Genomic DNA, 24,021 nt, shown 5'->3' on the forward strand with positions numbered 1-24,021 from the left:
GCCCTGCGGTGGTGAGTTGCCGGCCAACGGCCGGCACTACAATGTGAGGTTGCCGGCCAGCGGCCGGCACTACAACGGTGGGAACACGAGGCGCCGGTCGTTACCGGCGCTTCTCCGCGCTTACGCGGCGCGGCGCAGTGAGTCGGTCAGCGATTCGATGCTGGCGGCCTTGGGTTTGACCAGCCAGAACTTGCCGACGTAATCGCGGAACTCATCGAGGATCTGCTGCGCCCAGATGCTGCCGGTCAGTTCGCGGTGGCGGCTGATCAGCGTATGCAGGTGCTGGCGATGGTTCTCGAAGCCTTCGGCCGAGATGCGGTGGATGTCGATCAGTTCGTGGTTGTAGCGGTCCACGAAATCACGGTCGATATCCAGCACGTAGGCCAGGCCGCCGGTGAACCCGGCGCCGAAGTTGAGCCCGACCTTGCCCAGCACCAGCACGATGCCATCGGTCATGTATTCGCAGCAGTGATCACCGGCACCTTCGATCACCGCCAGCGCGCCGGAGTTGCGCACGCCGAAGCGCTCGCCGGCACGCCCCGCGGCGAACAGTTCGCCACCGGTGGCGCCGTACAGGCAGGTGTTGCCGATGATGGCAGTGTTGCGCGCCTCGAAGCGCGCGCCACGCGGCGGGCGCACGACCAGCCGGCCGCCGGCCATGCCCTTGCCGACGTAGTCGTTGGCCTCGCCCTCGACCTCCAGCTGCAGGCCGCCCACGTTGAACGCGCCGAAGCTCTGCCCGGCCGTGCCACGGAAGCGCAGGGTCAGCGGTGCATCGGCCATGCCCTGGTTGCCGTGCGTGCGCGCGATCTCGCCGGACAGGCGGGTACCGATCGAGCGGTCGGTGTTGTGGATCAGGAAGCGGTGTTCGCCGCCGAGCTTGCCGGCGATCGCCGGGGCCAGCAGGCCGTCCATCTGCGTGGCCAGGCTGTCCGGCGATTCATACAGACGCTGCGCGGCGCAGTGGCTGCCGGCGTACCCGGCAGGGTTGAGCAGGCGCGACAGATTCACCTTGACGCCCGGGCGCGGGGAGACCTCCAGCTGCTGCAGCAGGTCGGTGCGGCCGACGATCTCGTCCAGCGAGCGCACGCCCAGGTAGGACAGCCAGCCACGCACTTCCTCGGCCAGCAGCCGGAAGAAATTCTCCACGCGCTCGGGCAGGCCGGTGAAGTACTGCGCGCGCAGGCGCTCATCCTGGGTGGCTACGCCGGTGGCACAGTTGTTGAGGTGGCAGATGCGCAGGTACTTGCAGCCCAGCACGATCATCGGCGCGGTGCCGAAGCCGAAACTGTCCGCACCCAGCAGTGCGGCCTTGATCACATCCAGGCCGGTCTTCAGGCCGCCATCGGTCTGCAGCAGGGTGCGCCCGCGCAGGTCGTTGGCCACCAGTGCCTGGTGCGATTCGGCCACGCCCAGCTCCCACGGCACGCCCGCATAGCGGATCGAGCTGACCGGGCTGGCACCGGTGCCGCCGTCATGGCCGGACACGGTGATCAGATCGGCACCGGCCTTCACCACGCCCGCGGCGATGGTGCCGACACCGGCATGGCTGACCAGCTTCACCGAGACCAGCGCGGTCGGGTTGACCTGCTTGAGGTCGTAGATCAGCTGGGCCAGATCTTCGATGGAGTAGATGTCATGGTGCGGCGGCGGCGAGATGAGGCCGATGCCCGGCTTGGCATAGCGCAGCCGCGCGATCAGTTCGTTGACCTTGTGCCCGGGCAGCTGGCCGCCTTCGCCGGGCTTGGCGCCCTGCGCGACCTTGATCTGCAGCACTTCGGCATTGACCAGGTACTCGGCGGTGACACCGAAGCGGCCCGAGGCCACCTGCTTGATCTTGCTGCGCTTCTCGGTGCCATAGCGCACCGGGTCTTCGCCGCCTTCGCCGGAGTTGCTGCGGCCGCCAAGCCGGTTCATCGCGATGGCCAGCGCTTCGTGCGCTTCGGGCGACAGCGCACCGAGGCTGATCGCCGCCGTATCGAAGCGGCGGAACAGGTCTTCGGCCGGGGCCACCTCGTCCAACGGGGTCGGCGTGGGCGCAGCCTTGAGCTGCAGCAGATCGCGCAGCGCCGAGACCGGGCGGCCGTGCACGGCCTCGCAGTAGCGCTGCCAGTCCGCGGCATCACCACTGCGCGCGGCGCGCTGCAGGGTCATGACCACGTCCGGGTTGTACATGTGGTACTCGCCGCCGTGCACGTACTTCAGCACGCCGCCCACATCCGGCCGCAGCAGGTCGTTCCAGGCGCGCACGGTGAGCTCGCGCGCCTCGTCGTCCAGACGCGCGAAGCCGACGCCGGCCACGCGCGAGGCGGTGTCGGGGAAGCACAGGTCGACCACCTCGTCATCCAGCCCGACGATCTCGAACAGCTGCGCGCCGCGGTAACTGGCCACGGTACAGATGCCCATCTTGGAGATGATCTTGGACAGGCCCTTGTAGATGCCCTTGCGGTAGCGGCGGCCGATCTGCGACTGCTCGCCGCCCTTGCTCAGCTGCAGGATGCCGCGCCGGCCTAGGTCGAACAGGGTCTGGTAGGCCAGGTACGGGTACACCGCGGTGGCACCGAATCCGAGCAGGCAGGCCATGTGGTGCGGATCGCGCGCGGTGCCGGTTTCCAGGATCAGGTTGACGTCGCAGCGCAGCCCCGCGTTGGAGAGGTGGTGATGCACCGCACTGGTGGCCAGCAGCGCATGCACCATCGGCCGGTCGGCCACCGGGTAACGGTCGCTCAGCAGCAGCATGACGATGCCTTCGCGTGCAGCGGCTTCGGCCTCGGCGCAGATGCGCTCGATGCCGGCCTTCAGGCCTTCGTCCAGGCTGTAGGACAGATCGATCAGCCGGTTCTTGTCGGCGTACTGCTCCATCTTGATCAGCTGGCGCAGCTTGCGCTGGCTGAGCACCGGCGAGTTGAGGATGACGTGGTTCACCGTCTCCGCACCGGCATGGAAGATGTTGGTCTCCTTGCCGAGCTGGGTGGACAGCGACATGACGCAGTCTTCGCGCAGCGGATCGATCGGCGGGTTGGTGACCTGCGCGAACGCCTGGCGGAAGTAATCGTAGAGCGGCCGGCTGTGCTGGCTCAGCACCGCCATCGGGGTGTCATCGCCCATCGAACCGGTGGCTTCCTGCTCGGTCTCGGCCAGCGGGCGCAGGATCTGCTCCACTTCCTCGGTGCTGAGCTGGAACAGCTTGTGATAGCTGCGCAGGGTGCGCTCGTCGAACGGTTCTTCCACCAGCGACGGATCGATCAGCTCGGTCTGCAGGTAGGTCACACCCTGCTGCAGCCACTGCTTGTACGGCGCGCGGCCGCGGTTGATGCGGTCGATGGCGTCCGAATCGAGCAGGTCGCCACGCTTGAGGTCGATGGCCATCATCTCGCCTGGGCCGAGCTTGCCCTTGCGCACCACGCGCTCGGCCGGCACTTCCCACACACCGGCTTCGGAGGCGACCAGGAAGTGGCGGTCGGAGGTCAGCATCCAACGCGCCGGGCGCAGGCCGTTGCGGTCCAGCGTGCAGGCGGCATAGCGCCCATCGCAGGCCACGATCCCGGCCGGGCCGTCCCACGGCTCGCTGTTGAGGCCGTAGAACTCGTAGAACGCGGCCAGGTCCGGATCCTTGAACTCCAGCGACTGGGTCGCCGGCGGTACCAGGATGCGCAGCGCCTGGATCAGGTCCATGCCGGCGCTGACCATCAGCTCGAGCATGTTGTCCAGGCTCTGCGAGTCCGAGCCATGCATGGAGATCACCGGGTTGAACTCGCCGATGTCGAAGCGCGGGGTCTTCCACACCTTGCTGCGCGCCTGCGCCCAGCGGCGGTTGCCCTCGATGGTGTTGATCTCGCCGTTGTGGGCGAGCATCCGGAACGGATGCGCCAGCGGCCAGCGCGGCAGCGTGTTGGTGGAGAAGCGCTGATGGAACACGATCGCGCTGGAGGCCAGGTCGTTGCGCTGCAGATCCACGTAGAAGCGGCTCAGCTTGTCCGGCAGCACCATGCCCTTGTAGCTGATCGCATTCGGGCTGAGCGTGGTGACGTAGTAATCGGCGTGCTCGCGCAGCTGCTGTTCGCTGCGGCGGCGGGCCAGGAACAGGGCCAGGGTGAAGGCGGCCTCGTCCTGCGCGGCGCCGGCGTCGACGAACACCTGCTCGATGTGCGGCAGGGTGTCGCGTGCGAGCTGGCCGCACACGCTGGGATCGGTCGGCACCACGCGCCAGCCGATCGGCTGGCAGCCGGCGTCGCGCAGCTGTTGTTCCAGCGTGTCGCGGCAGGCCTGTGCGGCAGCGGTGTCGTGCGGCAGGAACACCACGCCGGCGGCAAAGCGCGCGCCAAGCGTGAGGCCCGCCTCGGCGGCAAGCGCCTTGAGGAACACGTCGGGGCGGCGCAGCAACAGGCCGCAGCCGTCGCCGGTAACGCCGTCGGCGGCGACGCCACCGCGGTGGGTCATGCGCGAGAGTGCGGCGATAGCCGTGTCGACCAGCAGCCGTGACGGCTGGTCGTCGAGCTGGGCGACCATGCCGAAACCACAGGCATCTCGCTCATCTTGCGGGTCGTAAAGCCCTTGGCGGTTGCGGGGGGCCATCTGTGCCTCGATGCGATGTCAGGTGAGCGGCGACACTCGTCCCCGCTCAGTCCTTGCAGCGCGGGTCGAGGCACCGGATGACCCGACTAGATCACAGTTGTTGCAACGCCGCAATACACGGTTGCAGGCGCAACCAAACCCCTATGTTTCCAGTGTTTTCCCGCCCCCTGTTCAGCCGCAGCGGACGCTGGCGACCACGTTCTTGCCGTCCACTTCGATGTTCAACCGCTCACCCACGAAATCCATCGTGGTCATGTCATTCGGCTTGAGCACGCGCAAGGTGGTGGCGCCGGCATCCTGCTGGGCCTGGCTGCCGATCTGCTCGGTGTAGGGCTGGCCGACCAGGCTCTGCACCTGGGTGGCATCGCAGTTGCCGACCGGTGGCGCTTCCAGCGCCTTGCCAGCTTCATCGGTGGGCGCGGCGGCGGCTTCGGCCGCCTTCTGTGCGTTGGTGGCGACCGCTTCCTGCTCGTCCATGGGCGGGGCGCTGCACGCACCTAGGACCAGCAGGGCGGGGAACAGGGCGATCAGCCCGAAAGAGCGCCGCAGGCGGCGGGACGACAGAGGCGACATCGATACTCCTGAAAAGCGAGCCAGTAAACGTTGGAGGATATCGCCAAGCGCGGTGTGAGGTGTTTGTGTTGCGTTATTGACGCGGTGCCGCACCGGCACCGGCGACACTGCGTTCCCCTGATACGCGCCGCCTTCATGAGCCCGAGCCGCACCGCCACCCCCGAAGTCGCCGCCGCCCGCCAGGCCGGCCTGCGCTATGTCAGCGATGAACTGCCGGGCATTGCCCGCCGCAAGGCCGGCAAGGGCTTTGCCTACCGGGATGCCGATGGTGCGGCGGTCCGCGATGCCGCCACCCTGGCCCGGATCCGCGCGCTGGCGATCCCCCCGGCGTACACCGATGTGTGGATCTGCGCACTGCCCAACGGCCATCTGCAGGCCACTGGCCGGGATGCGCGCGGGCGCAAGCAGTACCGCTACCACGCTGATTGGGCGCGGGTGAGGGGCGATGGCAAGTTCGATCGCATCATTGCCTTTGGTACCGCCCTGCCCACGCTGCGCCGACGCCTGCGCCGCGATCTGAAGCTGCCCGGCTTCCCGCGCGACAAGGTGCTGGCGATCGTGGTGGCGCTGCTGGCACAGACGCTGGTGCGCGTTGGCAATGAAGTCTATGCACGTGACAACCGCTCTTACGGGCTGACCACGCTACGCAACCGACACCTCGCGCTGGTCAAGGGCGGCCGGGCGCAGATGCGCTTCCGGGGCAAGTCCGGGCAGGCGCATGAGGTGGATGTGGATGACCGCGAACTGGTCAAGCTGATCCGGGGCTGCCAGCAGCTGCCCGGCCAGGCGCTGTTCCAGTACCGCGATGACGATGGCGCGGTGCAACCGGTGGACTCGGGCATGGTCAACGACTATCTGCACGATGCGATGGGCGAGGACTTCAGCGCCAAGGACTTCCGCACCTGGGGCGGTACGCTGGAGGCGATCCGTCAGCTTGCCGCGACCGAATTGCCCGAGCCCTCCAGTGAGCGCGCGCTGGCGGCATTGCAGAAACAGGTGGTATGCGAAGTCGCCAACCTGCTGGGCAACACACCGTCGGTGTGCCGCAAGGCCTACATCGATCCTTGCGTTTTCGATGGCTGGCGGTCCGGCTCATTGAAGGCCCTCGCCGGCCTGCGCGGCGAGCGCCAGTGGGAACTGGCCACGCTGAAAGTACTCAAAGCCGCGCGGCGCACCGTCCGGCGTGCCCGCGCGGGATAAGCGCAGCGGTCAGCCGCAGTAGAGGGCGGTGATGTTGTTGGTACGACCGGTTTCGATGGTCAGCCGTTCGCCGCCCTGCTCTGCCCCCGGGGTGGGATTGGCCGCGCCACTGGCAGTGGCGCCACTTGCGGCACGCTCGCTGCGCACGACGATGACCTGCAAGCTGTCGCTGTCCACGCGGGCACGCTCGACCGTGGCTTGCGATGCTGCCAGGCCTACGGCGCCGCGGACCTTGTCCACGTGGCACTGGCCGGAAATGACGCCGTCGATCGGCTGGACCTGCGCGATGGGGGTGCTGCTGCAGGCGGACAAAGCAAGGACGGCCACAGCCGCGGACAGGTAACGAAGCATGCGACGCACTCCATGGGAATTACGCTCAGGGTGCATCGGTGGCCGTATGCGGCGCATGAATCTCTACACGGTGTGGGCACGCTCCATTCACCGTCCCTGGCCGCCGGGTTGACCATAGTGGGGCTGCGCATTTCCACGGCGGCCATCGCCGCGACGAACAGACGAACATGCGCCCGCGTGAGATCCACGCATCTGATCCGGCAACAGGAGTCGAACATGGCCACGGCCAAAACCCGTAAGACCACCAAGACCCCCACCTCCCGCAAGCGTCCGCGTCCGGCGGAGGCGGCTGCTGCGGCGGCCGAACCGCGCACCCGTACCCCGGTCGTCAAAACCGCGACCCGCAAGGCCGCCGCCGCCGATCCGCGCGCTGCGCGCGTGGCGGCCCGCCAGCGCCGTCTGCAGGACCAGGAAAAGGCCAAGGACGCACGTGCGGCGAAAAAGGCCGCCACGTCCAAGACCAAGAAGGCCACCCAGGCCGGCACGCGTCGCCAGCCTGAGAAAATGCCGGCCGAGCAGCTGGCCAAACCCGGCAACGAACACGAGATGCAGCTGGCCCCGCGCTTCCTCGCGCCGGACTACCAGGGCAGCGGCAAACTCAAGGGCAAGCGCGCCATCATCACCGGTGCGGATTCGGGCATCGGCCGCGCGGTGGCCGTGCTGTTCGCCCGCGAAGGGGCGGATGTCGCCGTCCTGCATCTGGATGAAAAGAAGGACGCGAAGATCACCCGCGAGCACGTCGAGAAGGAAGGCGGCCGCTGCGTAGTGATCGCGGGCGACGTGCGCGACCCGGCGTTCTGCAACAAAGCCGTCAAACAGGTCGTCAAAGCATTCGGTGGTGTCGACATCCTGGTCAACAACGCGGCCTTCCAGCTGCATTGCGACCGCTTGGAAGACCTCGAGGACGAGCACCTGCAGGAAACCCTGCAGACCAACATCGGCGGCTACATCCAGATGGCGCGCGCGGTGCTGCCACACCTGGGCGAAGGTGCCAGCATCATCAACACGGGGTCGGAAACCGGCCTGTTCGGCAGCAAATCGCTGGTGGACTACTCGGCGACCAAGGGTGCGATCCATGCCTTCACCAAGGCGCTGGCCAGCCAGCTGCTGCCACGCGGCATCCGGGTCAACGCGGTCGCCCCGGGCCCGGTCTGGACCCCGCTCAATCCGGCCGACAAGAAGGCGCCGGATGTAGCCGAGTTCGGCCAGGACAGCGACATGGGCCGTCCGGCCCAGCCGGAAGAAGTGTCGCCGGCCTACGTCTTCCTCGCTTCCCCGATCACCGCCAGTTACATCAGTGGCGTGATCCTGCCGGTGATGGGCGGCCCGCGCGGCTGACAGACGGCGCCGGCGTGCCGGCACCATAGAACGCGGCGATCTGCGGAATGAAGGTCTGCGGATTGGCCCCGACCAGGTTGGTCAGCACCACGATGGCCAGTCCCTCGTCGGGGTACACGATGAACGCTGAGCGTGCACCGCCCATGCCGGCCACCTGGCGCTGCGGTGCACGTTGCAGCAACGCCCAGCCGGCCCCCCATGCGCCGTCGCTGCCGTCATTGAGTCGTTCCGGGGTCCACATCCGGTGGGTGCTGGCGGCGTTGACCAAGCGGTTGCCGGTCAACGCGACCAGCCACTTGGCGACGTCGTCGGCAGTGGTCAGCATGCCGCCGCCAGCCCACAGCCCGGGGGGCATGTCGTAGAACCAGTGCGAGAGCCGTGGCGGGGCGTCCGGCGCATCGGTGCGGCGCGGGAACCAGCTGTAGATGGTGGCGCTGTTGGCGATCAGATCGTAGCTGTCGCCGAACGTGGATGACGGCATCCCGGCCACATCGAACTGGCGCGTGGCCACGTACCGGTCGTACGGCATCGCGGACTGTGCGGCGATGATTCGTGCCAGCAGCAGGTAGTTGGTCTGGTTGTAGGTAAAGCGCGCGCCGGGAGCAGCGTCTACGGGGCGTTGCGTCACGGCGGTCCAGGCGGCCGCCTCGGTCCCGCCGCCGAGCAGGCCCTGCGCATCCAGTATGTCAGGCAGCCCCGACGTATGCGCCAGCAACTGACGGACACGCACGCTGCGCCATGCCTCGGGCAGATCAGCCAGGTAGGTCGACATGGGTGCATCAAGATCCATCTTGCCCTCCTCGGCCAGTTGCATCATTGCCACTGCGGTAAAGGACTTCGTCGCCGAGTTGAGCGGGAACCGCGTCGTGCGCGTGGCCGGCAACTGGTTCTCGACATTGGCCAGCCCACGGCTTTCGGACAGCACCACCTTCCCGTCCTTGACCACGGCGATCTGCAGGCCGGGAATGCGCAGGGCCTCCATGGTCTGGCCGATCAACTGCCGGGTCTGCTGGTTGGCGGTCTCCACGTTGCCGGCTCGCGCGTGCACGCCCAGAGGAAACAACAGGGCAACGATCATGATCACGCGATGGGTGGGACGCATGCGGCGGGTCCTTTGCGAAGAGGGCGCGATGCCAGGGCGGAATGCCGCAGGTCAAAGGCTTGGATGCGTGCCGGGGCGAAAAGGTTTAAGGCACAGGTTCAAGATGCACGACGTGGCCGGCGCGTCCCGCCTACCGTTCGTCGGCATGGATCCTCCGGCACTTGACGACACCTGTAGTCACTGGCACGGTAGCGACACGTGTAGTCATAGGGAGTGCGCCATGCGCGGCAAGACCATCGGGGACCAGGAACTGGCCCTGCTGCAGTACATCGCGGAACGGGACCGCCCCAGTGTCGGGGAAGTCGCCATCGGCTTCGGGGAGCCGCGCGGGCTGGCACGCTCGACCGTGCTGACCATGATGGAGCGCCTGCGCGCCAAGTCCTATCTGAGCCGCAAGCAGGTGGACGGCGTCTACCGCTACGCCACCACCAGCGGTCAGGACAGCGTGGTGCAGGGCGCCGTGGCCAGCTTCGTGGAGAAGACACTGCAGGGCTCGGTCTCGCCGTTCGTGGCGTTCATGTCGCACAAGGTGGACGTCAGCGATCAGGAACTGGCCGAGCTGGAAGCGCTGGTCGCACAGTTGCAGTCACGCAAGCGGGAGGGCTGAGTGATGGACATGATGATGAGTGAAGTGGTGATGCGGCTGGGCTGGACCAGCCTGCAGAGTGCGGTGCTGGTGGCGCTGGTGTGGGGCGTGTGCCGGCTGCTGCCGCAGCTGCCGTCCGCCACCCGTTGCCGGCTGTGGTGGCTGGTGGCCGCGCAGGCCGTGCTGGGCCTGCTCTGGAGCAGCCCGCTGGAACTGGCGGTGTTGCCGGCCCCGGCGGCAGTGACGGCACCGGCGATGGCGCTGCCCGCGTTCGACGCTGCCGTGCAGGCCGCGCCAGTCACGTACGCCGCCAATGCGGTCGAGACGGCGACGATCACAGCCTCCTGGCCCTTGCTGCTGCTGGCCGTGTGGGCTGCCGGTGTGCTGCTGATGCTGGTGCACAGCCTGCGCGGTTACCGCGCCAGCCGCGCGCTGGTGCGCAGCGCCACCGAGTGCACCAACGCCGGCCTGCAGCAGGCGCTGCAGTTGGCCGCCGAAGCGCATGGCCTGCGGCGCTCACCGCAGCTGAAGCTCTCCGCGCAGATCCGGTCGCCGCAGTTGATCGGCCCGTGGCGGCCGGTGCTGCTGCTGCCGGCCCGCGAGCTGCCGATGATGTCGGCGGACGATCTGGACATGGCGCTGACCCACGAACTGATCCATCTGCAGCGCCGTGACCTGTGGTGGGGGTTGCTGCCAGCGCTGTCGCAGCATCTGTTCTTCTTCCATCCGCTGGTCCACGTGGCGGCCCGCGAATATGCGTTGGCGCGCGAAGAGGCCTGCGATGGTGCGGTGGTGGCCGGGCATGATCACTGCCGCCATGACTACGGTCGCCTGCTGGTGCAGTTGGGTGTGGCGCCTCGTCCCGCCGTCGGCGTGGCCAGCGCCTCGCCGAACCTGCGCAGCCTCAAGCGTCGCCTGCTGACGCTGCAGCAGACCCGCAGCGTGCCGCGTGTGGCCTCGTTGGCGATCACCGCGCTGTTCGTGGTGATTGGCGTTGCGCCGTTGCGTCTGGTGGCTGCGCCGCCGCCGCCGGCCGCACCCCAGGCACCGGTCGCGCTGACCGCGCCCACCCCACCCACGCCACCGGCCTCGCTACCCGAGCCGCTGCCGGCGCCACCGCCGGTATCCGCCCCGCAGCCCCCTGCTGCACCGCGCGCACCGGCACCGCCCGAGGCCCTGGATGACGACGTGAGCTTTGTGACCCACGGTCAACTCAACATCACGCGTCAACCCGCGCAGGCCTTCGTGCTGATCGGCGGCGAGAGCAATTTCGTCGATGCCTCCGTCGCCGATCTCAAACAGGCCCGACGCGACGCCGGCAACAACCAACCGGCGCTGTGGGTGCGTCGCGGCCAGGACCGCTATCTGATCCGCGATCCCGCCGTGCTCAAGGCGCTGGGACACGCCCAGACGGAAGTGGCCGCGCTGGGAACCGCGCAGGCCGAACTGGGCAACCGCCAAGCGGCGATCGGTCAACAGATCGCGGCGGCATCGTTGCAGATCACGGCCGATGCAATGGCCGCGGTGGATGTCAGCGCGGTGGTCAACAGCGCGATCCGCGATGCCGGTCTGGATGCCGCTGTCGAGGCTGACCGGGCGGCCCGCCAGGGGGCTCGCCAGTCACGTGCAGCGGCGTCGGCTGCCAGCCAGGCCGCACGCGAAGCACGTACCGCCTCAGCCAGGGCGGTGGATGCCCGGCAGATCGCGCTGGTGGCGCGTGAGCAGGCCGAACTGGGCAAGGAACAGGCGCGTCTGGCACAGCAGCAGAGTGTGGCCTCGGCACGTGCGGTGCGCGACGTGCGCACCGCGATCGATCAGGCCCTGGCCAGCGGCAAGGCACAGCGCGTGCGCAACTGATCAACTCACCCGCAGTTGGCGCGCACGATCCTGTTCTGCGCGTCCACTTCGATGCTGAGGCGGTCTTCGCGGTAATCCATGGTCATCGCCATGCCCGGCTTGAGCACGCGGGCATTGCGGGCACCGCTGTCCTTCACCGCCTTCTGGATCACCGCCTCGGTGGCGGTCTGCCCGGTCAGGCCGGTGAGTTTTTCTGGGTCGCACTGACCGCCACTGCCAGCCACCGCGGGTGGGGCGGTCGAGGTCGGGCTGTCAGGCGGCGTCGAGGCGGTCTTGGCCGGCGGACTGCAGGAGGCCAGCGGCAGGGCGCAGCCCAGGGCGAACAGAAGGTTCAGACGCATGTGGTGGTCCTCCCACGGGAAGTACCCGCAGTGTCCGTGGGCCGGCCTTTACACCGCGTCAATGGCCTGCAGCGCCAGGGTCTCCCGGTCGCGCTGTTCCTCGGCCACCAGTCGCCGCATCAGCAGCGCCAGGGTCACCACGTCCTGGTGGTTGTGCTCGGCCACCCGGCGCAGGTTCACCGCACTGCCGCCGCGCAGGTAGTTGAGCCACGCAGCCGGCGCTTCCGAGCCGGGCAGATCGTCTTCGCGCACGATCTGCAGCAGCTGGCGTTCGATCGTGGCCAGCCGGCAGTTCTCCCAGGTGCCGCGATAGCGGCGGCGTGTCGGGAACAGCAGATCGACGTGATCCAGTGGCGTGATCGGGCAGCGCTGCCGGGCCAGCCGATAGCGCGTCTTGAGCAACGGGGCGTCGTAGCAGCGCCCGTTGTAACTGGAAAACACCGTGCTCGGCTGCAGCCAGCCGGCGAACTCGCGCAGCATCGCGGTTTCCGCGGCCATCGTCGTCATCAGCAACTGGCGGATGCGCAGGCCGTCGCCACGTTCGGGATGGGTATGCCAGTCCGCGGCACCGATCATGAAGGCGCGGGTGCCGGTGCCGCCGGCCAGGCCGGTGGTTTCGGTATCGAAGAACAGCAGGTCCTGCGGCTGCACCTGCTCGCCGTCGCGCTTGGCGAAGGCCAGCGACAACGGTTCGGTCGGAATGGCTTGGGTAACGAACGATTCGATCAGGAACAGGCCCGGCGCAATCTCCTCACCAGGCACATGGCGATCCTTGGCGTTCTCGCGCGGGGTGGCCGTGCCGAGCCCGCGATCGCGCAGGCCGAGCAGACGGCGCAGGCCACCGATCTCGGGTTTGCGCAGCGCGGGCGCGGGAACAGGAACAGCGGGAACTGCCGGTGCGGTCTCGCGTGCGGCCGCGCCGGTTGGCTTGTGGCGGATCTCCTGCTCGACCCAGCCGAAGACGGAGGCCGGTGCGGGCGTACGCGCACGTGCATCGTTGGCGGCGGCCGGAAGCGGAGCGTTGCCCGTGTCGCCGGGAGCGCCCGTGTCAGCGGCAGCGGATCCGCGCCCAGGGGCGATGGCCGGACCAGAGGCAGGCGCCGCCGTCGCATCACCGGCCTGCCGGCGCAGCAGGCGCAGCTTGTCCAGGCTCAGGCTCACGGGGTCACCACCTCGGCGCTCTGGCGCTCCGGCTCTTCAGCAGACGGCAGCGCGGCGCTGTCGAACAGATCCAGCACCTTCAACGCCAGCGCCTTGGGCGTGGTGGCATCGTCCTCCTGGCCGGCCAGCACCGGGCCCACGCAGGCCGGGCAGCCGGCCTTGCAGTCACAGCCCTGCACCAGCTCGCGCGCGCGCAGCAGCAGCTCGGCCTGGCGCAGCCACAGCGGCTCGCTCAGGCCCACACCGCCGGGGAAGTTGTCGTACAGATACACCGTCGGCACGAACTGCTGCTGCAGCTCGATCGCGCTGGCATCGAACTCGGCACCGCGCAGCTGCCCGCGTCCGCTCTGGTCGGCCACTGCGAACCACGCACCATCGCCATTGCCGACGGCCTTCTGCAGGTCGCGCGCATCGGCCATCACCGCCACCGTGGCGACGATGTGCAGCGCGTAGGCGGCGCCGAGGAAGCCGTCCAGCGCTTCCTGCTTGCTGTCGAACGCGGTCAGCAGCAGCGCCTGCGGCAACTGCCACCACACCGCAGTGGTGTGCAGCTCCTGGTCGGGCAGGTTGACCGGGCCGTAGCCGATGTTCTCGTGCGTGTAATAGCGGATCTTCTTGTAGCCGGCCACGCGGCGCACCACGTGCACTTCGCCGTGGTGCGAGTCGCCGCGCCCGGCGATGCAGCCGTCGAAACGGTCCAGCACCTTGAGTTTGGTGAAGTCGATGCTGTCGGTGTAGTAGTCCACATGGGTGCGGGTGACGTAGGCCTTGCGACCTTCCCAATCCAGCCGCTCCACCTGGTAGGGGGTGGACTGCACCATGTGGATGGCGCCTTCATACAGCGTCAGCGCGGCGGCGGAGTAATCCACCTCGGCGATGATCTGCTGCTTGCCGTCGCTGCGGTCCACCACCACGAAGTTGCCATCGGCGACCGAGCGCAGGCTGACCGCGTTGGCCGGGTAGCTGTCGGCGATCCACTCCCAGCGGTCGCCTTCGCGATGCACCACCTCGGTCTCGGCCAGGGCTTCGAGAAACACCAGCGGATCGATCGGACCGAACGGATCGCCGGCCAGGAACGGCAGCTCGAAGGCGGCGCAGCGGATGTGATCGAACAGGATCAGCGGCTGGTCCGGCGCGATGCGCGCATGCTCGGGCGAGGCCTCGGCGAAGAAGTCCGGATGCCGCACCACGTACTGGTCCAGCGGCTGCGAGCTGGCCACCATCACGCCCAGTGCGGGTTGCTGGCGGCGGCCGGCGCGGCCGAAACGCTGCCAGGTCGCGGCGACGCTGCCCGGATAGCCGTTGAGGATGACCACGTCCAGGCTGCCGATATCCACGCCCAGCTCCAGCGCCGAGGTACTGACGATGCCGTCGATCTGCCCGGCGCGCATCGCCCGCTCGGTCTCGCGCCGTTCGGTGGGCAGGTAACCGCCGCGGTAGGCGCGGATACGGGCCGGCTTGCGCGGGTCGTGGTCGAAGATGTCCTTGAGGTACTTGGTCAGTACTTCGACCATCAACCGGCTCTGCGCGAAGATCAGGGTCTTCAGCCCGGATTTGATCGCGATGCGGGCGATGCGGTTGCTCTGCGAGCGCGCCGAGGCCCGCAGGCCGAGATCGGCATTGACCACCGGCGGGTTCCACAGCAGCACGTGCTTGGGCCCGGTCGGCGCGCCGGATTCAGTGATCGCGGTGACCGGCGCTTCGATCAGCGCCTCGGCATGCGCCTGCGGGTTGCCGATGGTGGCCGAGCACAGAATGAACTGCGGCTCCACGCCGTAGAAAGCGCAGATCCGCTTGAGCCGGCGCAGCACGTTGGTGACGTGGCTGCCGAACACGCCGCGATAGGTGTGCACCTCATCGATCACCACGTAGCGCAGGTTCTCGAAGAACTGCGCCCACTTGGTGTGATGCGGCAGGATCGCCTGGTGCAGCATGTCCGGGTTGGAGACCACGATGTCGCCGTGCAGGCGGATCGCCTGGCGCGCATCGCCCGGCGTATCGCCATCGAAGGTGAAGGCTTTCACCCCCAGGTCGCCGGCGCGGTTGAGCTCCAGCAGCTCGGCCACCTGGTCCTGGGCCAACGCCTTGGTCGGGAACAGGTACAGCGCCTTGGCCTTGCCCTGCATGGCGGCGCTGACCACCGGCAGGGTGTAGCACAGCGATTTCCCGCTGGCGGTCGGGGTCACGATGGCCACGTGCTCGCCCCGCTGGCTGGCCTCCCAGGCCTCGGCCTGGTGGCTGTACAGCTGCTCGATGCCGCGCGCCTTCAGTGCATTGACCAGCGCATCGGGCACATCGGCCGGGATCGGCGCGTACTGGCCCTCGCGGGCGGGAATCGTGAAGCTGCCGGTGATGCGGTCGTTATAGCGGCGCTGCAGGCGCGCGGTCAGCAGCGCACCATCGCGCGAGGGCAGCCCTTCGGTCGTGGCGAGGCGGCGCTCGGCGTCCTCGGTGCGCTTGGCGAGTTCGTAAGCCATGGTCACAACGGTCTGCAAAGGACGCTATGGAAACATGACCGCGTCTCAATGTCTGAGACATTGCGCTGCGCCGGGGTGAATCGTTCAGTGCCCCCCGGCGTCTGCTGGACAGCTGCCAGCAACGAAATCTGACGCCGGCCTCCGTATCCTTGAGGCCAGCCCGCAACCAACACGGACGGAGTCGCTGTGGCATTACGTGGATATCAAGGTGCAGCCCTGCTGACCGGCCTGCTGCTGGCCGCCGCCGCGCAGTCCCAGCAGGCCGGCGCCGTAGCAGACCCGGTGGAACCGCCGCCCGCGACAACGCAGGGGGATGTCACCACGCTGGGCGAGGTGCGCGCCCTCAAGCCCGACGACGAACCGCTGGATCTGTACCGCTTCAAGAATCCGGTGCAGGTGCAGCCGAACCGTTTCAGCCGCACCTGGAGCGAGCCACCCTCGCCCGAGCAGGTCAGCATGAGTGGTGGCTATCTGATGATGGGTATCAACAAGGGGCTGGCCGCCGCCGCGCAGGGCGTGAACAAACTTACCGGCGGACCGGATCAGATCCAGTCCGCGACCGCGCGCCCACCACCGGAACTGACCGACGAAGAACGGCGCCGTGCGCAGGAGGTGTGTATGCAGCAGGGTGGGTGCCCGGCGCTGCCGGGCAGATAGCCCATCGCCTGTAGTCGGTCCGAGTTGAACGCGTCAGCTCGCCGCTGCCGGCGCCCGTCGCCGCTCCAGCCACCACAGCAGCCCGGCCGCCAGCACGAAGGCGAGCAGCCACGGCCAGCGTGCACCCGGCGTCTCGACCACGCCAGCCGATGCTGCAGCGGCGCCGGTGGCCAGGCGCTGGGAAGTCGCATCGCGCAGTTGCTGCCGATGCAGCGGCAGCGCGGTGGCGGGATCGAACACGTAGAACGCGATACGGCCTTCGCCTTGCTGCAGCTGATGCCAGCCCGGCTGGTTCGGCCAGTAGCCAGCGCAGCGCTCGGTACCGCTCGCCGGATCAAGCCGCAGCGGGATGAGCGCGCCATCCGGTGCACGCACCTGTGCAGTCGCCTCCAGCTGGCACAGCGCCATGCGCTCGCCGGTCCACGGCGTGTGGGTGCCGATGCGTGGCGCATCCGCGGCAGGAAGCGGGCGCGCCACGCTGGCCAGCACGCCGCTCCACAGTTCGGCGTGGCGATCGTCGCGGCCGGCCAGCACCAGCCGATAGCTGTCGGTGACGGGCAGGAGTGCAACGCGGCCGCGTCCGAGCGGACGATAGCCGCCGACGGCAGCGCCCTTGTCATCGTGCAGCAGGGCGGTGGCATCGGTGGCCTTGAGGCGCAGCTGCTCCAACACCGGCAGCGCAGCCTGGTGCGAGGCGGTGTCGGCGTCCTCGATGTAGGCGGTGGTGTCCGATGCGGGTCGTTGTGGGCCACGACGTGCCTGCAGCAACGCGGCGTCGGCATCGGCCGTCAGTGACAGGGGCGCGGCCTGGTTGCCGCCGGTGACGGAGAGTCCCCAGCTGCGCAGCACCTGGCGGGCGCCATCGCCGAGCGGGCCGCTGGTGCGGACGAGCACGCCCAGCCCGCCGCGGATCGCCTGCTGCAGCGCGCTGCGTTGCGCGGCCGACAGCCCGGCCAGACTGCGCTCATCCAGTACCACGACATCGGTCTGTGCCAAGGTGGCAGCGGTGAGCGCGATCGGTGCATCGCCGAGTGATACGCCACCGCCCGCGTTGGCCTGCGCCTGTACCCGCAGCCCGGCATCGGTGGCCCAGCGGCGCAGGTACTTCAGTTCCGGGCCCGGCGCGCCGGCGACGATCAACAGGCGCGGGGCCGTCGCAGCGGCGGTGTCCACCGGCACGGGTAGTGTGTCGACCACATGCTGCCCGCCATCCAGCAGCCGCAGGCGGAACGTGCTCTGCCCGGGGACGCGCGCCACACCGCCGAGCTGCACGTTGCCATCCTCGCCGGGCGTGGCACGGTCAACCACCACACCCGCCGGATCCAGCAACTCGGCACGTGCATCCGGGACCCCCTGGGCACGCGCGGTGACGGTAAACACCGCACCGGGCGCCGTGACCGGTGGCGGCTGCAACGCGATCCAGCCCTGCGGTGGGGCAGGCGACGCAACGCGGACGTCATCCGGCAGCGCGGTGTCGCGATCACGCGCGGGCAAACCATCACCGATCAGCCGAAGCGAGGTGCTGCCCGGATGCTGTCGCAGCGCAGTGGCGAGATCGGGAGCGCGGTCGGCGTCGGTGGCGTTCGGCGCCTCCGGCAGTGCGATCAGGGTCTCACCCGGCTCGGCCGGCCAGCGCACCTGATCGGCCGCCGCCGTCAGTACGGTGAGTTGACCCCCGGCGGCGCGCTGCATTGGTGGCACCAGCGTCAGGTAGAGCAGCGTCGTCACCGCCGCCTGCAACAGCAGCAGGCTGGCGAACGCGCCGTGCGTGCGCGCCGGTCCACGCCACTGCTGCCAGCACAGACGCGCGCTGCTCAGCAGCAGCACGGCAAGCAGAGCGATCAGGATCCAGCGCGGTTCGCTCATGGCGTGGCCTCCAGTGCATCCAGGTAGCGCTGACCCATGGCATCGGGCGCGATGCGACGAGGGACCTGCGGCAACGGCCGCAGCAGGGCACGCCACAGCTGCGCGCGCAGGGCCTGATGGCAGTCGGTGCAGTCCGGTGCGATGCGGAGCTCCTCGATGGCGGCAGCCAGGCTCAGCGGGTCCGGCAGGCGCGCTTCATTGCGCCGCAGCCACTGGGTCAGTGCGTCCAGATCGGGCGCGCTGGCCGGATCGGCGAGCTGCTGCCAGACCTCCACGATCGCCTGGTCCGGAGCGTCCAGTGCCCGCAGCGGCAATGTGCGGCTGGCCAGCTCGGCGCGATCGCCGGTCATGCGCCGGCTCTCATCGATCGGCGGCAGCTCCGGGCCGACCCGTGCCAGGTAGATGCGCTCGGCCTGCTGCACTTCCTTGATGAAGCCCAGTGCCTTGTAGGCGTAGGGCAGGGCACGCTCGGGCTGGCCCTGGCGCAGTTCGCCCTCCGACGACCACATCTGATCGAGCGCCGCCTTCAGCGTGGCGCGCGTCTTGGGATCCAGCAGGGTGGCGGCCTCGGCGTGATCATGGGTATGGCCATACTCGGACAGCACATCCGTGGCGCTGCCGAACACAATGGCTGTGCCGTCGGTCGGCGCCCCATGGTCGTGATCGTCGTGACCGGCCTGGGCCTGCGCAGGCTCGCCATCGTGATCATGATCGTCGTGCGTGCTGGCCGGGACATCACTGGTGGGCAGGGTATCGCTGGTCGGCGGCGGCTTGGCCCCGCCTTCGCTTTCCTCGCCAAGGAACTGGCCATAGCGCAGGCGCAGGATGCGCTGGTCCACGCCGATCGCATCGGCGCGTTTGACGAATTCCTCGGCCGGCAGCTTGCCGCGCAGTTTGATCAGCGCTTCGGCGTCGATGATGATCTGGCGCTGGCTGCGGAAGTACGCCGGCAGGGTTTTCTTGACCATGCCCTCCATGTCGGTGCCCTGGATTTCCGCGGCACTGGGCAGGCGCAGGATCACGCTGCTGCTCTGGGCGCTCTGTGCGGTGGGCGTGTGGGTATCCCGTACGGTCAACTGTGCGATCACGTCGTTGCCTTCGGTGGCGCCCAGCGCGGCGAGATCCAGCGTGCGGGCAAAGCGCCGCTGCGTTGCCGGGCCGGTGCCGGCCAAGCTGAAGGTCTGTTCGCGGAAGGTGATGTTCTCACCGCTGCCCTGGGCCAGGGTGACCTTCAACTGTGCGGTGGCGACCACACCGTAGTCATCGGTGGACTCGAACTGGAGCGGCCATTGGCGCTGGCCGGGCGTGCCCAGCACGAGGCTGCGGTCCGGTGCGATCACACGCACCACCGGGGGGCGATCGGGCACCACATCGAGCCGGTACAGACGGGTGTCGCGCAGGGTGGGTTCGGTGACCACGCGGTACAGCGCCGGACGTGTTGCGGTCCACTGCGCGGTCCACTGGTCGCCATCGCGTTGCAAGGCGATGCGCTGGCCATCGTGGAACTGCAGAGCAGCCGTCTGCGGCTGCGCGGTGAAGCGCAGCGACCAGCGCAGACGGCTGTCCTGTGCCACCTTGCCGTCCAGCGCGTTCTGCACGCGCGCGGCCTGGCCGGTGTAGGCCGGGGCGGTGATCTCCAGCCGCGTCGAGCGCAGCTGCGGCGGCTGCGCCGGTGTGGCGGGCGGTGCTGCAATCCCGGGGAACAGCGGCGCCGCGTTCTGGCCGCGCGGCCAGCCGAAGGCCAGTGCCATCACCACCACCGACATCAACGCCGACGCCAGCACCCAGCGGCCGGGCCAGTGGGGGCGCAACTCGGGCAGGCGCGACTGCAGTGCCGCGTCGACATGCGCGCGCTGGCGTTGCTGCAGCGGATTCAACGCCTGCGGTGCGGCAAACAGCAGATCGGCACTGTCCTGCGCGACCGGGTGCTCATCCAGGCGCCGAATGAGCCACTGGCGATCCAGCCGGCGTGCGCGCCAGGTCGCCAACCCGACGCTGATCAGCAATGCCATCAGCAGGACCACGGTGAAGGCGTTGAACCCTGCGATCCGCCACGCCACCGCACTGAGCGCCAACGCGAGCGGTACGCCAAGCGCGGTGGTGATCCACCACTGCCGCCGGCGTGCACGTTGCCAGCCGCGCTGGAGGGTGGGACTCATGCGCCTGCTCCGCGGCGCGGCGACGTCGCCATCGCGCGCTCCACCGCGAACAGCAGCACGATCAGCGCCAGCAGCCAGGGGGCCAGCTCACGCGGTGCCGGGAGCGGTGCGGAGGCGCCACGCAACGGCAGCTGTGTGGCCGCAGGGGCGAGGGTGGGGGCGGCCGGCGCCGCGATCACCCCCAGCAACTGGCGCGGGAGGTCGGGATCGCGCAATGCCGGCAGTTCCGGCGGCGACAGCGCTGCGGTGAAGCGCAGCAGACGACCGCGCCCTTCCGGGCGGTACTCCAGCACGGACGCACCCTGCGCATCGCGCAGGACCGGCATCCAACCGGTCCCCGCCGGATCCGATGCGACCAGCACGCTGCCGCCCTGTTGCACCCATGCCTGCCAGACGGTCGGCAACGGCTCGGCGGCGAGCCACACGCCGAGCTGCCCATCATCCGGGGCGGTGGTCGCTGCGCGCGCGGGTGACAGGGGTTGGTTCGACCACGCGCGCTGGATCGCCGCCAGTACGCGCTGCTCGCGCTCGGCGATGCCGCCACCGATCTGCAGCAGGGGCACGGCGGCGACGCGTGTGGCGGGAGGCGCCATGGGCACCGGCCGCCAGGTCACGGGGCGCGACAATCGCGGGCGCTCTCCATCCAGACCGGACATCGGGTCGGGCACGTACACCGTCAGCGGGGAGCCGGCCGGCAGGCGCTGGTCCAGCTCACGCAGCAGGCTGGCCAAGGGTTGCGGGAACGGCGGGGCGGCGTCGGCCAGCGTGGGGAAGCCTGGTGAAAGCCAGCGCCAGTCGCCCTTGGTGTCCTGACCACGCAGGGCGGTGCCATCCAGACCGGGGGCGACCACGGTGACCGCATGCGTGTCGGCCGCGCCCCCGCGCAGCACCGGGCGCGCCAGCAGCAAGGCCAGCGCGGCGAGCAGCAGCAGCCGTACCAGCAGCAGCGGCCATTCGTCGAAACGCACGCGCTGGCGCGGCCGGATCCGTGCACGCAACCACTGCAGCGCAGCGAAATCCAGCGGCGCATATTGGTGGCGCCGCGCCAGGTGGATCAACAGCGGCACCAGCCAGGCCGCCAGTGCGAGCAGGCCGAGCGGGAACAGCAGGCTCACGCGCCGCCTCCCGCACCAAGCAGCACCCGCAATGGCTGATCCAGCGGCTGGTCGAGATAGCTGGTCGCATGCACGATGCCGCTGCTCTGCAGTCGCGCCTGCAACGCACGCTGCGCGGTATCGAAACGGGCCAGGTATTCGGCACGGATCGCACGGCCATCGCCCAGGAGTTCTTCACCGGTCTCCGGATCGCGGAAGCGGTGGCCGTCGGTGAACGGGAAATCGCGCTCTTCGGCGGTCAGCAGCTGCAGGTGCAGCACCTCGCGGCGGGCGGCTGCCAGCCGTTCCAGCAGCACGATGCCGGCCTCGTCAAAACCGTCGCCCAGTGCGACCAGCAGGTCGCCGGCCTGCACGCGCTCCCAGACTGGGGCCAGCGAAGTGACCGGCGGCCACGTGCCACTGGCCTGCAGCTGGCGTAGCAGCAGGTGCACGCGGTCGCGATGGCGCGGGCCGTGCCCAGCGGGGACCAATTGCACGCCCTCGCCGCTGATGGCGATCACGCCGAAGCGGTCGCCCTGCTGCAGGGCCAATTCCACCAGACAGGCGGCGGTGGCGCAGGCGTGGTCCAGCCGCGACCAGTCCGGTCGCGCACGGTCGCGCTGGCCCGCCGAGGCGGTCGCATCGATCAGCACCCACGCCGTGATCGGGCTCTCGCGCTCGGATTCGCGCACGAAGAACCGGTCCGAGCGCGCGTAGAGCTTCCAGTCGATCTGGCGCAGCTCATCACCGGGTTCGTAGGCACGGTACTGCGCGAATTCCAGCCCGGCGCCACGGCTGCGGCTGGCGTGCTGGCCGATCCCGTGCGCACCGCGCGCACGACGTGGCAGCAGCCGCAGCACCTTGAGGCGGCTGCGGACATCGGCGGGGATCGCGATCGGTGCGTTGCGGCTCACGGCGTGTGGATCACCCCGGGAACGGCACGGCCTGCAGCAGCGCGGCGACCACATCGTCAGCGCTCTTCTGCTCGGCTTCGGCGGCAAACGACAGCAGCAGCCGGTGACGCATCACCGGTGCCGCCAGTGCCTGCACATCCTCGCGCGTGGCGGCGAAACGGCCCTGCAACAGCGCGCGCGCCTTGGCCGCCAGTACCAGCGACTGCCCGGCGCGCGGGCCGGCGCCCCACTTGATCCACTGGTTCACCGCGGCCGGCGCATCGCTGCCAGGGCGGCTGGCACGCACCAGGCGCGTGATCCAGGTGAGGACGTCTTCGCTGATGTGAACCTGGCGCACCGCGGCCTGCAGCGCCAGTACCTCGTCGGCGTCCATCACCTTGGGCACGCTGCCACTGGCGTTGCCGGTGGTCTGCAGCAGGATGTCGCGCTCTTCCTGCTCGGTGGGGTAGTCCACCCGTACGTGCAGCAGGAAGCGGTCGAGCTGCGCTTCGGGCAGCGGGTAGGTGCCCGCCTGCTCGATCGGGTTCTGCGTGGCCAGCACGAAGAACGGTGCGGGCAGCGTATAGGTGGTGCCGGCGTAGCTGACGGTGCGCTCCTGCATTGCCTCCAGCAGCGCGGCCTGGGTCTTGGGCGGGGTGCGGTTGAGTTCGTCGGCCAGCAGCAGGTGGGTGAAGATCGGGCCTTTCTGGAAGCGGAAGTGACGGTGGCCGGTGCCGTGGTCCTCTTCCAGCAGCTCGGTGCCGAGGATGTCGCTGGGCATCAGATCGGGGGTGAACTGCACACGCCGGAACTGCAGCTCCAGCGCCTGTCCGAGCGAGCGCACCAGCAGGGTCTTGCCCAGCCCGGGCGCGCCTTCGAGCAGGCAGTGGCCGCCGGCCAGCAGGCCGATCAGCAGCTGCTCGACCACCGCGTGCTGGCCGACCACGGCCTGGGCCAGCGCGCCGCGCAGCTGCTGCAGTTTGGGAAGAAGGGCATCAAGGCGGTCGGTCGTCATAAGGCACTCGCAGAAAATCGGTGTAGAGCCACGCCATGCGTGGCTGAAAATGCAGGAAGGAACCTAACTGTTCAACGCATACATCACGATGTTGACCGCGAAACGGGTGTTGTCTTCGGCCAGGAAGCGCTTGTTGCGCCAGTCGTAGTCCCACTCGCACCCGTAATCCTTGTTGCTGTAGAGCACGCCGAGGCGGCCATCGATCTGGATGCCCTTGAGGTAATCGTGGACCAGATCATCGCCCCAGCCATTGAGCTCGAACCCGGTGGCCGGCGGGCCCTCGGGAAAGCGGAAGAAACTGCGGTACAGCGCGTGGTTGTTGGGCAGCTTGGTCAGTGCCTTGGGCCCGAACAGTTTGGCCATCTGCGCTTCGAAGGAGGTCGCGAACAGGCCGTCGATGTCGTGGTTGCAGTCATCGACGAACACGAAGCCGCCATTGCGCACATAGCGCACGAAGTTCTGCCGCTCGGCCGCGTTGAACTCGACCAGCTTGTGCCCGGCCAGGTAGCAGAACGGCGCCTCCAGCATGCGCGGATCGGACAGTGCGATCACATGTTCGGTCGGGTCCACGCGCAGGGAGGTGTAATCGATCAGCGAGGTGATCACGTTGGATGGCATGCGCGCATCCACGTCCCAGTCCCCGGAGTCGTACTTGAGGCGGGTAAACCAGAAGTCATAACGCCCGGCCTGGGCGCGTGCCGGCGCGGGCAATGCCGCGAACGCGGCACTGCCCAGCATCAGGCGCAGGAACTGTGCGCGGTTCATCGCCACGCACG

General features: G+C 68.8%; 18 protein-coding genes. 5 read left to right on the plus strand and 13 right to left on the minus strand.

Features of this window, described 5'->3' with window-relative positions:
- Positions 1-120 precede the first annotated feature (120 nt).
- Positions 121-4,575, minus strand: coding sequence for a glutamate synthase large subunit (gene gltB, locus EDF74_RS15795; protein ID WP_123731006.1), 4,455 nt, complete (start codon positions 4,573-4,575; stop codon positions 121-123).
- Between the two features lie 171 nt (positions 4,576-4,746).
- On the minus strand, positions 4,747-5,148 hold the full coding sequence (locus EDF74_RS15800) for an I78 family peptidase inhibitor (RefSeq protein WP_123731007.1): 402 nt from the start codon (positions 5,146-5,148) through the stop codon (positions 4,747-4,749).
- Positions 5,149-5,283: 135 nt separating this feature from the next.
- On the opposite strand from EDF74_RS15800, the gene EDF74_RS15805 reads away from it, so the two are divergent.
- Positions 5,284-6,348 (plus strand): DNA topoisomerase IB, encoded by a 1,065-nt coding sequence (locus EDF74_RS15805; RefSeq protein WP_123731008.1) that lies wholly within the window; start codon positions 5,284-5,286, stop codon positions 6,346-6,348.
- A gap of 9 nt (positions 6,349-6,357) precedes the next feature.
- Here EDF74_RS15805 and EDF74_RS15810 read toward each other — a convergent pair whose 3' ends face one another.
- Positions 6,358-6,699, minus strand: a complete 342-nt coding sequence (locus tag EDF74_RS15810; RefSeq protein WP_123731009.1) for a hypothetical protein — start codon at positions 6,697-6,699, stop codon at positions 6,358-6,360.
- Positions 6,700-6,915: 216 nt separating this feature from the next.
- On the opposite strand from EDF74_RS15810, the gene EDF74_RS15815 reads away from it, so the two are divergent.
- Positions 6,916-8,037 carry an SDR family oxidoreductase gene (locus tag EDF74_RS15815; protein WP_184997331.1) on the plus strand — a complete coding sequence of 374 codons (1,122 nt, stop codon included), beginning with the start codon at positions 6,916-6,918 and terminating at the stop codon, positions 8,035-8,037.
- On the opposite strand, the gene EDF74_RS15820 is transcribed toward EDF74_RS15815, so the two are convergent.
- Positions 7,994-9,115, minus strand: coding sequence for a serine hydrolase domain-containing protein (locus EDF74_RS15820; RefSeq protein WP_123731201.1), 1,122 nt, complete (start codon positions 9,113-9,115; stop codon positions 7,994-7,996). The two genes, EDF74_RS15815 and EDF74_RS15820, sit on opposite strands and share 44 nt — an antisense overlap.
- Positions 9,116-9,359: 244 nt before the next feature.
- On the opposite strand from EDF74_RS15820, the gene EDF74_RS15825 reads away from it, so the two are divergent.
- The gene (locus EDF74_RS15825; RefSeq protein WP_123731010.1) at positions 9,360-9,746 is read left to right on the plus strand and encodes a BlaI/MecI/CopY family transcriptional regulator; all 387 of its coding nucleotides are present in this window, start codon (positions 9,360-9,362) and stop codon (positions 9,744-9,746) included.
- A 15-nt stretch (positions 9,747-9,761) separates the two neighbouring features.
- Entirely contained in the window at positions 9,762-11,582 is a 1,821-nt protein-coding gene (locus tag EDF74_RS15830) for a M56 family metallopeptidase (RefSeq protein WP_311316919.1), read from the plus strand.
- Positions 11,583-11,587: 5 nt separating this feature from the next.
- Here EDF74_RS15830 and EDF74_RS15835 read toward each other — a convergent pair whose 3' ends face one another.
- From EDF74_RS15835 to EDF74_RS15845, 3 genes are read right to left on the minus strand one after another with little or no spacing between them, the layout of a single operon-like run.
- Positions 11,588-11,923 carry an I78 family peptidase inhibitor gene (locus tag EDF74_RS15835; protein ID WP_123731012.1) on the minus strand — a complete coding sequence of 112 codons (336 nt, stop codon included), beginning with the start codon at positions 11,921-11,923 and terminating at the stop codon, positions 11,588-11,590.
- 48 nt (positions 11,924-11,971) lie between these two features.
- Positions 11,972-13,084: a ribonuclease H-like domain-containing protein gene (locus EDF74_RS15840; protein ID WP_123731013.1), complete on the minus strand. Its 1,113-nt coding sequence runs from the start codon at positions 13,082-13,084 to the stop codon at positions 11,972-11,974.
- On the minus strand, positions 13,081-15,561 hold the full coding sequence (locus EDF74_RS15845; RefSeq protein ID WP_123731202.1) for a DEAD/DEAH box helicase: 2,481 nt from the start codon (positions 15,559-15,561) through the stop codon (positions 13,081-13,083). Before EDF74_RS15845 ends, EDF74_RS15840 begins: the two co-directional genes overlap by 4 nt.
- Before the next feature lie 186 nt (positions 15,562-15,747).
- Between EDF74_RS15845 and EDF74_RS15850 the strand changes: the two genes are divergently transcribed.
- Complete coding sequence (locus tag EDF74_RS15850; protein WP_260232292.1) at positions 15,748-16,218, plus strand: hypothetical protein; 471 nt, start codon at positions 15,748-15,750, stop codon at positions 16,216-16,218.
- Between the two features lie 33 nt (positions 16,219-16,251).
- Here EDF74_RS15850 and EDF74_RS15855 read toward each other — a convergent pair whose 3' ends face one another.
- The 6 genes from EDF74_RS15855 to EDF74_RS15880 form a co-directional block, all read right to left on the minus strand.
- On the minus strand, positions 16,252-18,084 hold the full coding sequence (locus EDF74_RS15855) for a hypothetical protein (RefSeq protein ID WP_123731014.1): 1,833 nt from the start codon (positions 18,082-18,084) through the stop codon (positions 16,252-16,254).
- Positions 18,081-20,243, minus strand: coding sequence for a hypothetical protein (locus tag EDF74_RS15860; protein ID WP_123731015.1), 2,163 nt, complete (start codon positions 20,241-20,243; stop codon positions 18,081-18,083). The genes EDF74_RS15855 and EDF74_RS15860 overlap by 4 nt, the downstream gene beginning before the upstream one ends.
- Positions 20,240-21,358 (minus strand): BatA domain-containing protein, encoded by a 1,119-nt coding sequence (locus EDF74_RS15865; RefSeq protein WP_123731016.1) that lies wholly within the window; start codon positions 21,356-21,358, stop codon positions 20,240-20,242. Before EDF74_RS15865 ends, EDF74_RS15860 begins: the two co-directional genes overlap by 4 nt.
- Positions 21,355-22,251: a DUF58 domain-containing protein gene (locus EDF74_RS15870; protein WP_123731017.1), complete on the minus strand. Its 897-nt coding sequence runs from the start codon at positions 22,249-22,251 to the stop codon at positions 21,355-21,357. Before EDF74_RS15870 ends, EDF74_RS15865 begins: the two co-directional genes overlap by 4 nt.
- Before the next feature lie 10 nt (positions 22,252-22,261).
- The gene (locus EDF74_RS15875; RefSeq protein ID WP_123731018.1) at positions 22,262-23,245 is read right to left on the minus strand and encodes an AAA family ATPase; all 984 of its coding nucleotides are present in this window, start codon (positions 23,243-23,245) and stop codon (positions 22,262-22,264) included.
- 63 nt (positions 23,246-23,308) lie between these two features.
- Entirely contained in the window at positions 23,309-24,010 is a 702-nt protein-coding gene (locus EDF74_RS15880; protein WP_123731019.1) for a DUF4159 domain-containing protein, read from the minus strand.
- Between the last annotated feature and the right edge of the window lie 11 nt (positions 24,011-24,021).

Source organism: Stenotrophomonas rhizophila, from assembly GCF_003751305.1.
Classification (GTDB): domain Bacteria; phylum Pseudomonadota; class Gammaproteobacteria; order Xanthomonadales; family Xanthomonadaceae; genus Stenotrophomonas; species Stenotrophomonas rhizophila_B.

Excerpts from the sequence above, each read along its gene's own strand:
- EDF74_RS15805 (WP_123731008.1), top strand. The coding sequence starts at position 5,284 with ATGAGCCCGAGCCGCACCGCCACCCCCGAAGTCGCCGCCGCCCGCCAG.
- EDF74_RS15860 (WP_123731015.1), bottom strand. The coding sequence starts at position 20,243 with ATGAGTCCCACCCTCCAGCGCGGCTGGCAACGTGCACGCCGGCGGCAG.
- EDF74_RS15820 (WP_123731201.1), bottom strand. The coding sequence starts at position 9,115 with ATGATCGTTGCCCTGTTGTTTCCTCTGGGCGTGCACGCGCGAGCCGGC.
- EDF74_RS15845 (WP_123731202.1), bottom strand. The coding sequence starts at position 15,561 with ATGGCTTACGAACTCGCCAAGCGCACCGAGGACGCCGAGCGCCGCCTC.
- EDF74_RS15855 (WP_123731014.1), bottom strand. The coding sequence starts at position 18,084 with ATGAGCGAACCGCGCTGGATCCTGATCGCTCTGCTTGCCGTGCTGCTG.
- EDF74_RS15875 (WP_123731018.1), bottom strand. The coding sequence starts at position 23,245 with ATGACGACCGACCGCCTTGATGCCCTTCTTCCCAAACTGCAGCAGCTG.
- EDF74_RS15825 (WP_123731010.1), top strand. The coding sequence starts at position 9,360 with ATGCGCGGCAAGACCATCGGGGACCAGGAACTGGCCCTGCTGCAGTAC.
- EDF74_RS15815 (WP_184997331.1), top strand. The coding sequence starts at position 6,916 with ATGGCCACGGCCAAAACCCGTAAGACCACCAAGACCCCCACCTCCCGC.
- EDF74_RS15800 (WP_123731007.1), bottom strand. The coding sequence starts at position 5,148 with ATGTCGCCTCTGTCGTCCCGCCGCCTGCGGCGCTCTTTCGGGCTGATC.
- EDF74_RS15835 (WP_123731012.1), bottom strand. The coding sequence starts at position 11,923 with ATGCGTCTGAACCTTCTGTTCGCCCTGGGCTGCGCCCTGCCGCTGGCC.
- EDF74_RS15880 (WP_123731019.1), bottom strand. The coding sequence starts at position 24,010 with ATGAACCGCGCACAGTTCCTGCGCCTGATGCTGGGCAGTGCCGCGTTC.
- gltB (WP_123731006.1), bottom strand. The coding sequence starts at position 4,575 with ATGGCCCCCCGCAACCGCCAAGGGCTTTACGACCCGCAAGATGAGCGA.
- EDF74_RS15810 (WP_123731009.1), bottom strand. The coding sequence starts at position 6,699 with ATGCTTCGTTACCTGTCCGCGGCTGTGGCCGTCCTTGCTTTGTCCGCC.
- EDF74_RS15830 (WP_311316919.1), top strand. The coding sequence starts at position 9,762 with ATGAGTGAAGTGGTGATGCGGCTGGGCTGGACCAGCCTGCAGAGTGCG.